Origin of the sequence: Fodinibius sp. (assembly GCF_034521915.1) — a bacterium.
Taxonomy (GTDB): domain Bacteria; phylum Bacteroidota; class Rhodothermia; order Balneolales; family Balneolaceae; genus Fodinibius.
In genome coordinates, this window is the sequence record NZ_JAXHLU010000014.1 from 125,748 (window position 1) to 143,413 (window position 17,666).

At 43.4% G+C, this 17,666-nt stretch carries 13 protein-coding genes; 10 read left to right on the forward strand and 3 right to left on the reverse strand.

From position 1 onward, the window contains the following. Positions 1-121 precede the first annotated feature (121 nt). Positions 122-2,806 (forward strand): DNA mismatch repair protein MutS, encoded by a 2,685-nt coding sequence (mutS, locus tag U5J89_RS09885; RefSeq protein WP_322575461.1) that lies wholly within the window; start codon positions 122-124, stop codon positions 2,804-2,806. On the opposite strand, the gene U5J89_RS09890 is transcribed toward mutS, so the two are convergent. Genes U5J89_RS09890 through U5J89_RS09900 form a run of 3 tightly spaced genes read right to left on the reverse strand, consistent with a single transcriptional unit; the run spans position 2,803 to position 6,222 of the window. Continuing rightward, positions 2,803-4,116, reverse strand: coding sequence for a M48 family metalloprotease (locus U5J89_RS09890; RefSeq protein WP_322575462.1), 1,314 nt, complete (start codon positions 4,114-4,116; stop codon positions 2,803-2,805). The two genes, mutS and U5J89_RS09890, sit on opposite strands and share 4 nt — an antisense overlap. Positions 4,117-4,124: 8 nt before the next feature. Next, positions 4,125-4,910, reverse strand: coding sequence for an adenylate/guanylate cyclase domain-containing protein (locus tag U5J89_RS09895; RefSeq protein ID WP_322575463.1), 786 nt, complete (start codon positions 4,908-4,910; stop codon positions 4,125-4,127). Continuing rightward, complete coding sequence (locus tag U5J89_RS09900) at positions 4,870-6,222, reverse strand: CHASE2 domain-containing protein (protein WP_322575464.1); 1,353 nt, start codon at positions 6,220-6,222, stop codon at positions 4,870-4,872. Before U5J89_RS09900 ends, U5J89_RS09895 begins: the two co-directional genes overlap by 41 nt. A gap of 300 nt (positions 6,223-6,522) precedes the next feature. Between U5J89_RS09900 and U5J89_RS09905 the strand changes: the two genes are divergently transcribed. From U5J89_RS09905 to U5J89_RS09945, 9 genes are all read left to right on the forward strand, one after another. Beyond that, positions 6,523-7,008, forward strand: a complete 486-nt coding sequence (locus U5J89_RS09905; RefSeq protein WP_322575465.1) for a GbsR/MarR family transcriptional regulator — start codon at positions 6,523-6,525, stop codon at positions 7,006-7,008. A 55-nt stretch (positions 7,009-7,063) separates the two neighbouring features. Continuing rightward, positions 7,064-8,020 (forward strand): alpha/beta fold hydrolase, encoded by a 957-nt coding sequence (locus U5J89_RS09910; protein ID WP_322575466.1) that lies wholly within the window; start codon positions 7,064-7,066, stop codon positions 8,018-8,020. 3 nt (positions 8,021-8,023) lie between these two features. Continuing rightward, positions 8,024-8,767, forward strand: a complete 744-nt coding sequence (fabG, locus tag U5J89_RS09915; protein WP_322575467.1) for a 3-oxoacyl-ACP reductase FabG — start codon at positions 8,024-8,026, stop codon at positions 8,765-8,767. Further along, positions 8,767-9,756, forward strand: a complete 990-nt coding sequence (locus tag U5J89_RS09920; protein WP_322575468.1) for a ketoacyl-ACP synthase III — start codon at positions 8,767-8,769, stop codon at positions 9,754-9,756. Before fabG ends, U5J89_RS09920 begins: the two co-directional genes overlap by 1 nt. Before the next feature lie 171 nt (positions 9,757-9,927). Then, complete coding sequence (locus U5J89_RS09925) at positions 9,928-11,478, forward strand: sodium/pantothenate symporter (protein ID WP_322575469.1); 1,551 nt, start codon at positions 9,928-9,930, stop codon at positions 11,476-11,478. A 3-nt stretch (positions 11,479-11,481) separates the two neighbouring features. Next, positions 11,482-12,972, forward strand: a complete 1,491-nt coding sequence (locus U5J89_RS09930; protein WP_322575470.1) for a long-chain fatty acid--CoA ligase — start codon at positions 11,482-11,484, stop codon at positions 12,970-12,972. Beyond that, entirely contained in the window at positions 12,965-14,059 is a 1,095-nt protein-coding gene (locus tag U5J89_RS09935; RefSeq protein WP_322575471.1) for an alpha/beta hydrolase, read from the forward strand. The genes U5J89_RS09930 and U5J89_RS09935 overlap by 8 nt, the downstream gene beginning before the upstream one ends. Positions 14,060-14,152: 93 nt before the next feature. After that, a complete protein-coding gene (locus U5J89_RS09940) occupies positions 14,153-16,627 on the forward strand; it encodes a TonB-dependent receptor (RefSeq protein WP_322575472.1) in 2,475 nt (824 codons plus the stop codon). Positions 16,628-16,760: 133 nt separating this feature from the next. After that, complete coding sequence (locus tag U5J89_RS09945) at positions 16,761-17,654, forward strand: GntR family transcriptional regulator (RefSeq protein ID WP_322575473.1); 894 nt, start codon at positions 16,761-16,763, stop codon at positions 17,652-17,654. Positions 17,655-17,666 lie beyond the last annotated feature (12 nt).

A 17,666-nucleotide genomic window follows, 5' to 3' on the forward strand; every position in this document is an offset into this window, starting at 1 on the left:
AAAACTAATTAATAAGATTGCGAAAGTTACACTGTTCGCTTTTGTTATGCTAACCTAATTTGGTCAAAAGTTATCGTACTTTACAAAATTAAATTTTAAGCACAAAAATAACTGCTTGTAAATGAGTACTAAATCCAAATCGCTAACCCCGCTGATGCGCCAGTATCACGAAATAAAGGAAGAACATGAGGGCGCTATATTGCTTTTTCGAGTGGGGGACTTTTATGAGTGCTTTGCTGATGATGCGGAACTGGTCAGTAAAGAATTGGGCATTACGCTTACGAAACGAAATAACGGGGGCGATCAGACCCCGATGGCGGGATTTCCTCATCATGCACTTGATACGTATCTGCCCAAATTGGTAAAGAAAGGATATCGGGTGGCGGTTTGTGAACAGGTTGAAAATCCGTCTGAGGCTAAGGAAGCAGGACGCAAGATTGTGAACCGGGAGGTGACCGAGATTACGACGCCCGGTGTAACGATGTCGGAAAAACTACTGGAACACAAGCGGAATAATTATGCTGCGGCCGTTTATTGGGACGGTAAAACAGCCGGTGCAGCTTTTGCAGATGTATCAACGGGAGAATTTTCGGTAAGTCAGGTTGCCAAAGATCGGCTCGATGACCTGATGCAGTCTATTGCTCCGGCGGAGTTGCTGTTGCCCCAGAATCTAAAGAACAATGTGCCCGAGTTTTTGCTCGATTATAACATGACCTTTATCGAGGAGTGGGTATACGAGGGCGATTATGGATATAATTTGTTGACGGATCATTTTGAGACACATTCACTCAAAGGTTTTGGCGTCGAGGATTTGGAGGTGGCCCATGTGGCGGCCGGTGCGCTGATGCATTATATACAGGAAACGCAGAAAGCCTCACTGGGTCATATCAAGCGGATTCAGAAGTTTGAGAGCAATGATTTTATGTCGCTTGACGGCTCGACGAAGCGAAACCTTGAGCTCACTACGACGATACAGGAAGGAGGGAGCAGCGAGGGTACGTTAATCTCCATTCTGGATGATACTGCTACGGCCATGGGAGGGCGAATGCTACGCAAATGGATCATGCGTCCGCTGAAGCAAATGAAGCCTATTCGTGCTCGATTGAATGCGGTAGAATCACTGAATGTAAATCACGATGTGCGGGATAAAGTGCGCGAAGAGCTTGAAAAGGTAGGTGACCTTGAGCGACTTATTTCGCGCATTTGTGTAGGACGTGCGAATCCCCGTGATTTGGTGAAGCTGAAAGACTCGCTGGCGCAGACCCCCATTCTTAAATCTCAGTTTAATCACCTCGATGAGTATCTGCTTAACGATATTCTGGAGCGCATGAAGCTGCTTATTGAGGTACAGGAAAAGATTGAAGAAGCTATTGCCGAAGAACCGCCTACCAGCTTGCGCGACGGGGATATTTTTAAGGATGGCTATAATGAGGAATTGGATGAACTTCGAAATATTGCACGCAATGGCAAGGACTACATTGCCGATATAAAAAATGAGCTAGCCGAGGAAACGGGTATTGATTCACTTAAAATCGGATATAATAAAGTGTATGGATATTACATTGAGGTAACGAATACCCATGCAGAGAAAGTACCTGAGCATTTTATTCGAAAACAAACGCTGGTGAATTCCGAGCGCTATATTACGCCTGATCTCAAGGAAGTTGAGGAGCGTATTTTGTCTTCCGAAGAACAGAGTAAAAGCCTGGAATATGATCTTTTTGAGGAGTTGCGTGTCGAGATTGCAGAATATGCCGAGGATATACAGCAGGTGGCGCAAGCGATAGCTGAGCTGGATTGCCTGCAGAGTTTTGCAGAGGTCGCCTACCATAATAATTACTGCAAGCCAGCCATTGCCGATGATCAAAAAATTGATATTACGAAAGGACGTCACCCGGTAGTGGAGAAAACGCTTCCGCCGGGAGATCCGTTTATCCCCAACGATATTCATGTTGAAAATGAGGATGAGCAGATCCTGATTATTACCGGTCCCAATATGGCGGGGAAGAGTATCATTTTACGTCAGACAGGGTTGATTGTGCTTTTGGCTCAAATCGGCTGCTTTGTCCCGGCCGAGGAAGCGCATATTGGTTTGGTGGATAAAATCTTTACCCGCGTGGGAGCATCGGATAACCTGGCGGCGGGCGAAAGTACCTTCCTCGTAGAGATGAATGAAGCGGCAAATATTCTCAATAACGCTACTCGAAATTCCTTGATTTTATTAGATGAGGTGGGACGTGGTACAAGCACTTTTGATGGGTTAAGTATTGCCTGGGCGCTGGCCGAGTATCTTCATAACCAACCGTCAGTAGCGGCTAAAACGCTATTTGCTACGCATTATCACGAGCTAAACGAGCTCGAAAATATGTACGATCATATTGTGAATTATAATGTGTCGGTGAAAGAGCACGACGATAAAGTGATTTTCTTGCGGAAACTGGTGCGCGGCGGGGCCGATCACAGCTATGGTATTCAAGTAGCTGATATGGCAGGCTTGCCTTCTATTGTGATTGAACGTGCCAAAGAAATTCTCTCGAATCTCGAAAGTCACAGCTTGGATCTTACTGATAGCAATGGTACGCTCGAAGAGGGGGCCAAGAAAAAGAAGGCTGCTGTTAAAAAAGCTGCTAAAGAGATGGAGAAACAGGATCAGATTACGCAGCCGTCGCTGTTTCAGGCGCAGCTCGATCCCAATACCGAACAACTCATTGATAAGCTTGAAGCCTGCGATCCAAACCGAATGACACCTATCGAATCGTTGATGCTGGTTTCGGAGCTCAAAAAGCTGGTAGAAAAGCGGAGTTAATTATCCAGCGTACTCACTTTTTGTTGGAAGGTGGACTGATAATCATGGCCAAAGTTTTGGGGCAGGTTAAAGTCCTCGGTTTGGCTATTAATTCTGATAATACGGTCGCGCAGTGAGGCTCCCTTCCATTTGGCATGACCAATTCTGTCTTTAAAGTCGCCTTGGTTGCTACGAATTCGTTTTAGCAGATTGAGTGCACCCGCTGGATTATATCCTGCGCGATACATATAGATGATACCCCAGTAGTCTGCTGAGAATTCATATTCCTCAAGCCGATCTTTGATCGTATATTCATACATTTCGTTAGCCAGCTGGGTGAGGTTCTCTTCTGTTTCTTCATATTTTGCTTTTCGATTACCTAACTCTTGATCGAGTTCTTCAAAGCCCTCCTCTGCTTTAATTTTAGTTTCTCGCTTATTGCTTTCCTTAATGCCGTGATTATGCACAATATGAGCTAATTCATGACCAACAAAGAAGGCAAATTCAGTTTCGCTTCGCATGATTTGTAATGCTCCTTTTGAAACGAATATGATACCATTGGGAGATGCATATCCTGTTATTTCGCTGGTATCGAGAATATAAACTCTTGCCGGTGTTTCGTAACGATGAGAATTTTCTGCCAGGACCAAGGCAATATGCGTTAGGTACTGTTGCAGTTCCTTGTTTTTTACCAATCCTTGTTGAGCAATAACATTAGCGATCCCCCATCCCGCTCGTTCTTCTAGTGGGTTTAATTCAGGTACCTTGTCAGGATCTATTTCAAATCGATCCTGAGCTTTTTGCCAGTTCCAGTGTTGGAGTCTGAAATTTCGAAATTCACGGTACTCATCCGGGTCAACAAAATTATTGAAATCATCGAGAATAGCACTTTCTTTTTTGCCGGTTTTACTTGAGGTGAAGTCGGTAGCAAAGCCCTTAACTGCTGCCGCAACCTGGGCCGGTGAGGCGTATGGATCTTGTTTCGTACTGTCTTTTTTGCTCTCAAGTTGGTCAAAAGCCGTTTGTGCTTCTGAAGTGACCTCATCCTGATCGGGAGACATCTGTTTTTTATTTGTTTCTACATAGGTTGCCCGTTCTGGGATCCAGCCTTCTTTTTTATGTGCTTTGACCTTTAACCACTGTTGCTGTTTGTCAATTTTGGCAATTTTGGCTCCTGCATTCAGACGCAGGATAAGTTTATAATACGATCCGGGCCCGTTCCGCATGTCAACAGTATTTTTGACAGTAAGGTTTTCAGTCTTTTCAACGAATGCTGCAATTCCAGTAATGAATAGTATAAGCAGTGAAAATAAGATGTATTTACGTGCCATAATTTTCCCTATTTCGTTTTCAGGTGAAAAACACCTTCCCAATCTTTTGCTGGAGGGTTTTCTTTAAATTTTTGACATCTCTCAATATAGGTTTCAGAAGGTCCGTCTTCTGGTTTTAAGGACAGTACCTCCTGAAATTGCTTGATAGCTTTATCCCACGCTCTATTTAGATAATGATCTAATCCTTTTTGATATGTTGAAATGATTTTTTCGAGTTCTGCTGTTTTGGGATCTGATCGCTCTCCCATCAGTTCATACACGCGAACCGGTTTTGTTTTACCCTTTACAATCAGGAAATCAAGTTGGCGGGCATAGAATATATCTTTGACTTCTTGGTAAGTGTGTTCGGCAATCATAATGCTGCTCCCAAACATTTTATTTGCCGCCTCGAGGCGAGCTGCCAGGTTTACGGTGTCTCCCAGTACGGTGTAATTAAATCGATTGTAGGAACCGATATTCCCGACAATCATATCACCAGTAGCGATACCGAATCGCGAACGAATATTGGTCTCCTGTGGTGCCAATTCTTTGACCTTTTGCATCATTTTTAAAGTGCTCCGGCAAGCCAGCTCCGCATGATTTTCTTGGCTGATAGGGGCTCCCCAGAATGCCATTACAGCATCACCAATGTATTTATCTACGGTACCGGAATGCTCGAAAATAATGTCGGTCATCGCCCCGAGATATTCATTTAGAAAAGAGACCAGTTCCTCGGGTTCTTTTTTCTCTGAAATAGATGTAAAGCCTGCAATATCAGAAAATAGAACGGTTAACCGTTTTTTCTGTCCGCCCAATTTCAGTAGATCGGGCTGGGCAATAAGTTGTTCTACAAATTCTGGTTGTACGTATTGACCAAAGGCTGACCGAATCTCTTTCTTTTGCTTTCTCCTCGGCGAAGTATTTATAAGCCGCCGAACCACTGTAAGCAATAGTTGCGATAACAAGGAAGAGTCCGGTCGAAAACCAGATGCGCTCATAAATGAAAAGTGTTAAACCCATCCCAATGATTAAAAATAAAATTCCTAAAATTATAGCGGCACCTTTAGCAGGTCGGGAATATGCAACAGCGAAGGGAATGCCAATAGAAATCAACAGGAGAATTAATATCGATATCCAAGTAGGAGGTTGGGTAACAAAATTGTTACCTATCAAATTGTTTAAGAGCGTAGCCTGGATTTCCATGCCGGGGAAAGGTTCCAGCGAACTCATGGGCGTACTTTTAATATCACCCAGTCCGGCTGCGGAAGCTCCAACAATAATAATTTTATCTTCAAGTGCCGATGGTGGAACAGATACGTTAGCATCGGGATTGCGCATTTTTTGAATCGCACTTTTCACGATAGCCTGAAATGAATAATAGGGAAATGTACCATCCTTAACGCCTCCTTTTTTGTACCAATTAATCAGGTAGTCGCCATTGTTTTGCAGGGGGATGTTCTGTTTTCCAACGCGGAGCCCGTTGTTGATCCATTCGAGAGAAACAGAATCTGGTTGCATTTCTAAATAGGCGGCCATCGAAAGTGTGGGGACAAAGCCCTTGTGGGCTAAACTGTCAAAAAGGTGAACAGAACGGATAAGTCCATCTTTATCTGGACTCATAACGGTGTTTCCCAGTCCCTCCGCTGCTTTGACAAATTTATCAAGGGGCTTCGACGTTAAAAGGTGTGGCTCTTGATAGGATGGATTGTTTTTTATGTGGTAATGTTTAATTAATGGTTCGTTGTTCCTGGAGAACTCGACAGCAGAATCTTCTTTAGCAGTCGATTTAAAAGCCAGAATCCCTTTATCGCTTTTTTGAAGAGATTGCAAAAAACGTTGATCACTCATTGCTCCTGACAAGTTTCGGCGATCAAAATCAGGGGTATCAAAAAGAATATCATAAACAATTAGTTCGGCTCCTGACTCATGAAAATAATCCGTTATAATCTGATAAAACTCTCTGGGCCAGGGCCAGTACATGCCATTGCTATTAAAGTAGGAAAGGCTTTTTTCATCGATGGCCACCAGTACAATTTTTTTATTCGGATCTTCTTGTTGAAAATATCGGAACTTATAGTCGAGGATCATCCGATCTATACCATTAAATACCCCCGTAGAGATGCTCAAAAGCCCTATCAGAAAGAAGGTTAGTGCCAGCAGTGATAAGGTGATATTTTTATTTAATTTGATAGTAATTCCCTCGTTACTGAATTACGAGTTTGTGTACCTTTGTTCGGTATCCCTACAATTTATTTTGCACAATGTTAGAAAGAAAAAAATGAATAGCAACTACCTGAGGGCTGACAAAAAATCTGAAAGGGAAATAAATTCTAACAAAATAAGTCTCATTCGGTTTGCAAAAATTTCAAAAGTTTCAAATTATAGTATTGCAACTTTTTTACGCAGCAGTAATCATCTAAAATATTTATGGAAAAGAATATAGACTTAACTCAACAAATTGTAGCTGATTTTGCTGAGGGATATAGCAATTTTGGCTTGAACCCATTAATGGGTCGTATTGTGGGGCTTCTCATTATATCCAAAGAGCCCCAATCGCTGGATGATATTGTTGAACAGCTTGAAATGAGCAAAGGGCCCATTTCACAGATTTGCCGGCGCCTTAAGGAGCGGGGACTGATTGAGAAGGTCTGGATTCCGGGCGACCGTAAAGATTATTATCAGGCAGCTGATGATATTTTTGGCAAGGCCTATGCCAATCAAATAAATAAGATGCAGAATAATATAGATATTGCTGAAAAATATCTTTCAATGGCTCAATCAATGGATTCAGAGAATGCTGACTTTATTAAACAGCAGATGAAGCTGATGAAATCCTTTTACGAGCTGATGGATGAGTACAACAAAAAATTTGTTGAAGCGTGGGAAGAAAAGCATGAGGAACTAACCGAATAATTTTTTTAGCAATTAACGTTTGGAACTTTTCAAATATTTAATAAATTAATTTCTAATGACTAATAAGCGGATCATATCGGCCATTTTAGGGATATTGGTTGTAGCTTTTGTAACCAATGCAAGAGTACTACAGGCTCAGGTAACCCAATTTTCTGATCTTAATTATCCGTATTCCGTCCAGTACCAACAGTTAGAGGAAGGGCAAAAGGTAGCTTATGTTGATATAGGCGAAGGGGAGGCTATTATTCTTATTCACGGACTGGGAAGCTACATTCCTGCTTGGAAACGGACGATTCCGGCGCTGACTGAAAAATATCGTGTTATCGCATTGGACTTGCCCGGTTTTGGCAAATCAACCAAAGATGTTGATGCATATTCTATTTCGTTTTTTGCTAAAACTGTAGCTGATCTACAGGATTCATTAGGGATTGAAAAAGCAACTTGGGCCGGTCATTCCATGGGCAGTCAAATTGCGTTGCGGGCAGCGCTGGATTATCCGGATAAAATTAGCAAACTCGTATTATTGGCTCCAGCCGGATTTGAAACGTTTACGGAGCAGGAAGGGGCGATGATGCGAAATTTTGTAACACCCCGATCTATTAAGGCTACTCCAGATTCACTTATTCGTCAGACGTTTAGAGCTACGTTTTTCGATTTCCCAAAGGAGGCACAGTTTATGATAGAAGATCGGGTGGCTATTCGATCAGCAGAAAATTTTGACGGTTATGCGCGCGCCTATGCCGAATCGGTGCAGGCAATGTTAGACGGACCTGTATTTGAGGAGTTGTCAGATATTGATAAGCAGGCACTTATTATCTTTGGCAAGCAGGATATGTTGATTCCTAACCGACAGTTCCACGGCAATTTAAGTACAGAAAAAGTGGCGGAGTCGGGACATAAGCAATTGCCAAATAGCCAGCTAAAGATGATCGATAAGGCAGGACACTTTGTACACTTTGAGCAGCCAGAAATTGTAAATACGGAGATTCTAAATTTTTTAAACAGTAAATAGACTATGGCAGATTTTACAGGTAAAGTTGTATTGATTACGGGCGGTGCCGGTGGCATTGGTCGTGAAACAGCCCGGCAATTTTTAGATAACGGTGCCCAGGTTGAGCTGTGGGATATGGATAAAGAAACCGGCGAAAAGCTGGTGAATGAATGGACTGATGAGGGTCACCAAGTTCACTTTGAAGAAGTTGATGTCACTGATTTTGATGCAGTAAAACAAGCAATGAATGATCTTAAGGAACGGTGGGGACAGTTAGATATACTGATCAATAATGCCGGAATAACCCGCGATGCTACGCTCAAGAAAATGAGTCCCGAAGAATGGCAGCAGGTTGTTGATGTTAATTTGAATGGAGTGTTTTACTGTGGTAAGGCGGCAGCTGAGCTGATGCGGGAACAAGAATCGGGTGTTATCCTCAATGCCAGTTCGGTTGTCGGGGTGTACGGTAATTTTGGACAAAGTAATTACGTGGCAACCAAATCGGGGGTTATTGGTCTTACGAAAACATGGGCTCGTGAATTGGGACGAAAAGGAATCCGTGTAAATGCAGTGGCACCCGGATTTATTGAAACCCCGATGGTAAATACCGTGCCAGACAAAGTGTTGGAAAAATTAAAAGGGCAGACGCCCCTGGGACGCCTTGGTAAACCGGAAGACATTGCCTCGGCGTATGTTTTTCTGGCCTCTGAGCAGGCAGCGTTTATCACTGGAACGGTACTTCAAGTGGATGGGGGGCTCGTATTTTAATGGCACATTCTAAGATTATTGCAAGCGGTTCGTATGCGCCCGAGCGCGTCATTAAAAATGAATGGTTTAATGAGCAACTGGGGGAAGATGTGGATACCTGGCTGCGCGAAAATCTTACTATCGAAGAACGTCGATGGATGGAGGAAGATCAATCAACTAGCGACTTGTGTGTAGAAGCGGGAAAAGCTGCTTTGGAGATGGCAGGATTGGCCGAAGAAGATATTGACTTGCTTATCATTGCCACCGATACCCCCGATTTTATTTCGCCTTCAACAGCATCGGTAGTCCAGCAAAAGCTGGGATTAACCAATGCCACTTCAATGGATACTAATACCGCCTGTGCGGGATTTCCCACGGCGCTTACTTTGGCCAATAGCATGATGGTGACCGATACGGTGTACAAAAAAGTGATGGTGATGGGCGCCTATGGGATGAGTCGCTTTTTAGATCTAAATGATAAAAAAACGGTTACGCTCTTTGCCGACGGAGCCGGAGCAGTAATTTTAGAACCTGCTGAAAATAAAGATGAGGGATTTTTGGCTTCCGATTTACGAACCATGCCAGAATATTACAAACACATGGGCATTTATGGTGGTGGGGCAGCAAGGCCAGCGGCGCGAACGGATGATAAAGATGCAATGCAATGTCTTCGTTTTGTTGAAAAGTTTCCCAAAGAAATCAATCCCCAGGTATGGACGGATATGATTCGAACGGTAGCGGAAAAAGGAGAATTTAGTACTGATGATATTGCTGGTGCTTATATGACACAGATTAACATCAATCAGATTTGGGAGACGATGGATAATCTCTCGTTGCAGCGCGATACGGCGCCGACTATTATGGATAAATACGGCTATACCGGATCGGCTGCTATTCCTATGGTATTTGATAAAGCTCTGCGCGAAGGTTCAGTTGAAGAAGGAGATATTTTGGTTTTTGTGGGCTCCGGAGGCGGGCTTCATTTTGGGGCTTGCGCATACCGATGGTAATAGGAATTTAAGTATGGTGAAATTTAATTTTTCTGTCATTTCGAGCGTAATCCCGAGTATTCGGGATGGAGTCGAGAAATCTCAATGAATGTCAAAAAGATTTCTCCATTATGAGCAGAAAAACTCTGCTCTCCAGTCGAAATGACAATTAAGTTGTAAAGTTAACTGATTATGGAAATAGCTTCATCTGAAATGGTAACAGGTGGTTGGATTCTGATACTCTGCTATTCGGCGGTTATCCTATATTTTGTGATTCGGGGCGCCGGCCAGACCAAGGAGATGGATGATTACGCCCTTGGCAGCGTATTGTTTTCTCCCACTGCTGTTGGACTTTCATTAGCAGCCTCAATCACCAGTGCCGCTACCTTTATTATTAATCCGGGTTTTATAGCGCTTTACGGTTTTAGCGGCGTTATTGCAATGGGACTGGCACTTCCACTGGCAACGCTGGGCTCGCTTATCCTGTTTACCAAGGGATTTCGGAATTTCGGTACCAATGTCAAAGCCTTGAGCATGGCCGATTGGATCCGAAAAATGTATGATAGTCGGCGTTTTGGTATTCTGTTCGGATTCCTTTCGCTGCTGCTGATTACTTTTATCGTGCTTATTTGTGTGGGACTCACTAAAGTATTGGCAAGCACCCTTAACATCAGAGAATTTTACGTTTTGTTGGGGATTGTCATTTTTATTTTTGGATACATGATGTATGGCGGCGCAAATTCAATGGTTTATACTAATACGATTCAGGCCATACTTATGGTGATTGTGGCAATTATGTTGCTGGGATCGGGATACGATCATTTTAGCAATGGTGTAACCGGTTTCATCAACAAGTTAAATGCGATTGATCCCAAACTTACCCAGCTTACCAACGATAGCAGCTTTCTGTTTCGGGATTACTTTGAGATTTTTGTGGCGCCATTTATTGTGGGTATTGCCATCGTTTGTCAGCCGCATATTTTAACAAAATCGCTTCTCCTAGATCGCGAAGAGGACGTAAATCGCTATTTGGTAGTGGGCATTACGACCCAATTCCTGTTTTTTCTGGTCGTTATTGCCGGGCTTTATGCACGAATTAGTTTCCCCGACCTAACGGTAGGTGGCGAAGACCTTGCCATGGATGGGATTGTATCAGCTTATGTAGTAAAAGAATTTACGGTAGCTATTGCACTTATCATTGTGTTGGGATTGATTTCGGCCGGTATATCCACGCTCGAAAGTTTGATACAATCGCTTTCTACTTCTATTACTAATGATATTATTGAACCGCTGGCCGGCAAAGGGATTTTTGGAAAGGATATTTTTGGTTTGCCTGCGAAACTGGTTTACAATCGCTTTGTAATTGTAGCCATGGGAGTGATAACAGTGATCCTGTCATGGCAACAGCTTGTAAATCCAAAATTAAGTGTAGGCATTTTTGCCCAAAACGGAGTGTATGCCTACTTCTCAGCAGCATTTGTACCTATTTTGATGGGTATGTTTTTTAAGAATGTCCCCAAAGAAGCGCCTATTTGGGCTTCTCTTGTAGCTGTTACCGTTCATTTTACAGTGTACTACGGACAGATTCGCGTACCGTTTTCTGAGGCTGATGGTGAAAATCCGGCGGTAGCGGCGGCTTTGGCAATTACAAGTGCGGTAGTGGTTGGATTTACCATTTATGCGATAAAAAACAGAGGTATTAAACTTCGAAGTGACAAAGAGAAAGCAACAACTTCGGTGTAGATTATGAATTACAATAACTGGCTAAAAAAACGAGAACGATATGCTCCGCAGAAAGAGGCGGTGATTGATACCAAAACAGGAGAGCGCTATACGTATCGGGAGCTTAATCAAAAAGCAAATCGTCTGGCCGGTTACTTGCAGCAGGAATGTGGATTGAAGGCTGGAGACCGACTGGCGGTTGTATCAAAAAATAATGTAGAATATGTAATCTTGTTTTTTGCCTGTGCCAAGGTTGGAATCATAATGGTACCGTTGAATTATCGATTGCCACAAGCAGGGCTCAATGAATTGCTGGAGGACGCTGATCCTCATTTAATAGTCTATTCTGAAGAATTTTCTTTTGTTGGAGAAGGTGCTGTAAATGTGCTTTCGATTAATTCGATTACAAAGGCTTTGGATCGCTCACAGCCGGATCCTGAAATATATGAGGCAGATGCCGAAGATATTGCGATGATTCTGTATACTTCGGGCACTACGGGGAAATCGAAGGGAGCAATGATTTCATGGCGGCAGATTCACTGGAATTCCATTAATACTGAAATCAGCCTTGAGCTTACCGGACAGGATTGTGCTTTTGTTAATACCCCTTTTTATCACACCGGTGGATGGCACGTACTGTTGACTCCGCTTATCCATCACGGCGGTAAGCTGGTATTGCAGCCAGAATTTGATGCCCACGAATGCAATGAGCTCATTGAAAAGGAGGGGATCACTATTTTATTTGGGATTCCCACCATGCTGCGGATGATGATGGAGGAAGACAATTTTGATAAGGCGGATGTAAGCAGTGTACGCTTCGCTATTTGTGGCGGAGAGTCATGTCCCATTCCGATTATTAATCGTTACAAACAGAAAGGCATTCCCATCCGACAGGGATATGGATTGACGGAAGCAGGTCCAAATTGCTACTCATTGCCCGCCGAGGATGCCATTCGCAAAAAAGGATCGGTCGGCTTTCCCAACTTTCATATTGGCGTTAAAATTGTGGATGATGATAACGAGGAAGTCCCACAGGGCGACGTAGGCGAACTGCTGATGAAAGGTCCGCATGTGTTTTCCGGCTACTGGAAAAACCCTGAAGCTACCGAAGAAGCCCTTGATGATGGCTGGGTACATACCGGGGATCTGTTTCGGTGCGATGAGGACGGCTACTATTATATGGTGGGACGTAAGAAAGAGATGTACATCAGTGGTGGAGAAAATGTATATCCGGTGCAGGTTGAAAAAGTTATTTACGAGCATGATGCGGTTGCGCAAGTGGCAGTCATTGGTGTGCCCGATGAGCAGTGGGGCGAAACCGGATGCGCTTTTGTGGTTCTCAAGAATGGTGCTTCTTTAACGAAGGATGAGCTGAAAAGCTATTGCCGGGAGTATTTGGCCGGTTATCAGATGCCAAAGCATATCTTTTTTAGGGATTCACTGCCGATTGGAGATTCAAATAAAATCCAGAAGCGTGATCTGGAAGAAGAATTTAAGGAACTATCACATGAATAAGATTAACCATCTTCCCGGAATATCGTCGCAGTTTGTGGAGACCGACCGGTTGCGTATGCATCTTCTTACGGCAGGTAGTAAGGAGCATACCCCGATGTTATTCTTACATGGTAATACATGCACTTCCACGATTTGGGAGGAGTTTATGCTACAATTTTCGGATGAATTCTATTGTGTTGCACCCGATTTGCGTGGATTTGGCGACACCGAAAAAAAGGTTATCGATGCAACCCGAGGTATCGAGGATTGGCTGGATGATATCACTGCACTTATAAAAAAATTAGATATTCCTTCTTTTCATCTTGTGGGTCATTCGTTAGGCGGATTTGTCTGCTGGGGACTCATTGCACGTCATGCGGCAGATATTTTAACGGTAACGCTTATTTCTCCGGGTCCACCGATGGGATTTGGGGGCATTCACGGTGAGCAGGGCAAGGCCAATAATCCCGATTACTCAGGATCAGGTGGAGGTATTGTTGTTTCGGCATTTTCTGATAGACTTATTGCAGGCGACCGTTCGAACGAACATCCATTATATTCGCCCAGAAATATGATGAATCGACTTTTTTGGAAACAGGGATTTGAAGCAGATCGTGAAGAGGATATTCTTACGGCGATGCTGCAGATTCATACCGGGGATAAATATTATCCTGGCGATTATGAAGAATCAAAATACTGGCCGGGCGTTGCTCCGGGCCGGTATGGGCCGGTGAATGCTCTTTCCCCGAAGTACAACCAATCGCTGCTGCATGAATTTGCAAATGCCGAACCCAAGCCGCCACTGCTGTGGATACATGGCAAGGACGACAATATTATTTCGGATGAGTCTTTTTCGGATCCGGGATACCAGGGTAAAATGAAATTGCGCGAAGGCTGGCCGGGTGAAGAGAAATTCCCTCCACAGCCGATGGAATCACAGATTAAGTATAGCCTTGCTGAATATCAGTCGATGGGAGGAAAGGTTTATCGTGAGAAAATAAGTGACTGCGGGCATACGCCCTTTATTGAAAAGCCCGCCTTAACAAAACGAGCACTATTGAAACATATCCAGCAAAAACGGAAGGCAAATAAAAAATTTCAGCAGTAGTATTTGAAAGTTTTAAAAACTTTGATAACCATAGAAATAAAATAGATGGATGTTTAACCTTAATAATAAATCCCAACAAACAGGGGAATACTTATGAAAATACAAACAATAACAGCAGTATTTTGCTTTCTGTTGTTCTCAGGGATGGGAGCGGCAGCACAAAATACAGGTACGATAGAAGGTACGGTAACAGACCAAGAATCGGGTGAGGTGATGCCGGGTGTAAATGTTGCTCTGATTGGTACCACAAAAGGAGCAGCAACGAATGAGGCCGGTGTCTATGAAATAACAGATATTGAGCCGGGTACATATACCGTAAAAGCAACGTACTTAGGTTATGCCACATTCGAGAGCGATGATCTAACGATTGAAGCTGGCCAAACCATTACGCTTAATATAGGTTTGGAGCAGACGGTTTGGCGCGGTAACGAGGTAGTGGTTTCCGGATCGCGTAGGCCGGAGAAACTGCTTGAGTCGCCAACAACCATTGAGCGTGTTTCGCTGGAGGATATTGAAACCTCGGGGGGATCGACGTTTATGTCTACGCTTTCGAATTTAAAAGGGGTTAATTATACCAATGCCGGCATTAATACGCAGCTGATTTCGGCGCGTGGATTTAACAGCAGCTTTAATACACGCATGCTGTTTTTAATTGATGGTCGATTAGCAACACTCGGTGGTACAGGATTGCCGCAAGGTAACTTTTTGCCATCAAGTAAGATTGATCTAAAAAGCATAGAGGTTGTGTTAGGGCCTGCTGCTGCACTGTATGGTCCAAATTCAGGGTCGGGTGTAGTTAACGTTACGACCAAAGATCCCTGGGACCAGTCCGGTGTAACTGTCGAGGCACGTGCGGGTAATCAGTCGCTTCGTGATATCAATTATCGAATAGCAGGTACGGTAAACGAGAATTTTGGTTACAAAGTTACCGGGCAGTATATGAAGGCTGTTGATTTCAAGCCTCAGCGCGAAGATAGTCTGCATTTTTATCAAGCGGCAGGAACAAAACCAACCCCGGCAAATACGGTATTTGAAACCGATGTGGTTGAAGATTACGACGTGGGGGCCACTAAGATTAATGGATCGCTTTATTACAAATTGGGTGATTGGAAAATGAGCGGTACCTACGGGTGGTCATCGACCGATCAATTTTCATTAACGGGTAATGGACGTAATCGTATTGAAGATTGGCAGGTTGATTATCAGACATTCCAAGTGAGCCATACCAATTGGTTTGCACAGGTTACACGAACCGGGAATAAAGCGGGTAGTTATCAGCTAAACCAGGTAGTACCTGCTGTGCAGGCGATGGTTAATAGTGGTATGTCCCTGGACCAGATTGATATTGAAAGTATCCGTGAAAGTGTTGCCTTTATTGATGATACAGAAATTTATGACTCTGAATTACAGTATAACAACCAGTTCGGCGATTTAAACTTAGTAGCGGGAGTGAATTACCGTAACTACTTGCCGGAGTCTCAGGGAACTTATCTGGAAGATGGGCAAGGGCAGGATATCAGTCGGGAGCTGTTTGGCGGATACGCCCAGCTCGATTACGATGTTGTGCCTGATAAATTGCAGTTGGTAGCAGCGGCACGAGTAGATGCCAATACAGATTACGATACGCAGTTTAGTCCCAAAGGATCGGTTGTTTATACGGCCGTACCGGGGCATAACATTCGTGCTACGTATAACAGAGCATTTACAACGCCAACTATTCTGCAAAGTCATGCCTATATACCGGTTGATTTGAGTGCTGTTGCACCGGGATATGCATTGTTGATTAGCGGTAATACCGAAGGATATACTATTGAAGATCCTTCAGGCAGTGTTGTAAATACCATTGATCCCACTTCACCGGAAGAAGTTAACTCCATGGAATTAGGCTATAAAGGAGCTTTTGGAGAAAAACTTTTTATCGATGTGGTAGGATATTATTCTTGGTATAAGAATTTCATTGGTACTGATGTTGTTGCTGATGGTATAAATACGATAGCATATCGCAATGGTGAACAAGTGATGGTAGATGGTAGTACTTTTACAGCTTTACAAACCTATATCAATTTTGGTGAGGCGGAAGTACAGGGTTTCGATCTTGGATTAAATTATTATTTCAACGATCGATACAGCATGAATGCTAACCTGTCAACAATTAAGTTGGTTGATTTTACCAATGAGACCACTGATGCACAGCTGCCACTAAATACGCCCCCGTTAAAGATTAAGGGCGGATTTACGGCTAAAGATCTATTTGATAACGACACCTTCCGCGAGCCGTTTGTCAAAATTAATGGTCGCTGGCAAGACAGTTACCAATTCCTGTCAGGATATTGGAATACTAATGTATTGTTGGATGATGATGGAGATACAAGTGATAAGGAAGAGTTGCCCTCTAAATTTGAGCTCGACCTTTCACTGGGTTTTGATATCATGGATACTGGACTTGCACTGCAAGCTAGCGTAAATAATGTGTTTGATACCGAGAAAGTAGACCAGTTGGGAACTCCACCAATGGGACGTACATTCTGGGTATCTCTAAAATATAATTTTGATGGCTTACAGTTTTAACCATCAGTTAACCTTGATGAAAAGTCTGCTTCGGTAACGGAGCAGGCTTTTTTATTTTGAATTCATCTATGAGAAAGAGTACTGAAACACCTATCTTCAGTACATTGTTATTTTTAAAGCTTTACCTTTTTCTGTGAAAACCTCTGCCAAATATATTGCCGACCGTATTCGGCTGATGATAGCCACCAAGCAGTTTCAGGTGGGCGAAACGCTGCCTTCTACTCGAGAGCTCGGTCAGCAGCTTGAATCGAGTTTCCATACGGTGCGCAAGGCGTACCATATTTTGGCCGATGAGGGACTCATCCGCGGTGAGCGTGGCAAAGGTTTTATCGTTGAACGTCAGAACACAAACCTTGATAAGGCCGATCGGCTTGAAATTGGTGCCGATAAAATGCGTAAACTTCTGGAAGAGTTAATTGGCTATGGGTTGGACGAATCAGAAATTGATGAGTTGTTCCAGGAGCAGCTTAGCTTTATGGATTGGCCCGACCGCATTGAAACCTGTGCCAGTATTGGTGAAACAAATGAGTTGGGACGCATGCTGGCTGATGCGATTAAAAAGGAAGTGGGCGTCCGCAGTAAAATTTTAAATGTCAACCAGTACAATAAAACGGTTAAATTTGATGCCCTTTTTGTTCCGGTGCAATTGGTAAATAAGTTCCGTGAGTTTGCCGAAAAGGGCCGTCTGCTGCCCATTGTTTACACTATCAATCCCGATACGTTACTGTCTATTGTAGATCGGGCGGCCATTGATACGATCGGTTTGGTAACCGCCGATGATCAGTCGATTCCAAAAATTATCGACGAGTTGAAAGTGAGTATTAATTTTGGGGGATCTTTTGTGGCAGGAGCTACTTACGGAGAATCGTTACCCCTTTTTGTCCGTGAAACCGATTTGATTTTATATACTTCAGAAAGCGCTAAATTGGTAGAAAAAAAGATTCCGGAGCGACGGCGTATTATGTTACGATATAGTATATCGGAGCTAAGTGCTGATACTATTCGGGCCGAGCTTTGGGATCAGTAGTACTAAATGGCA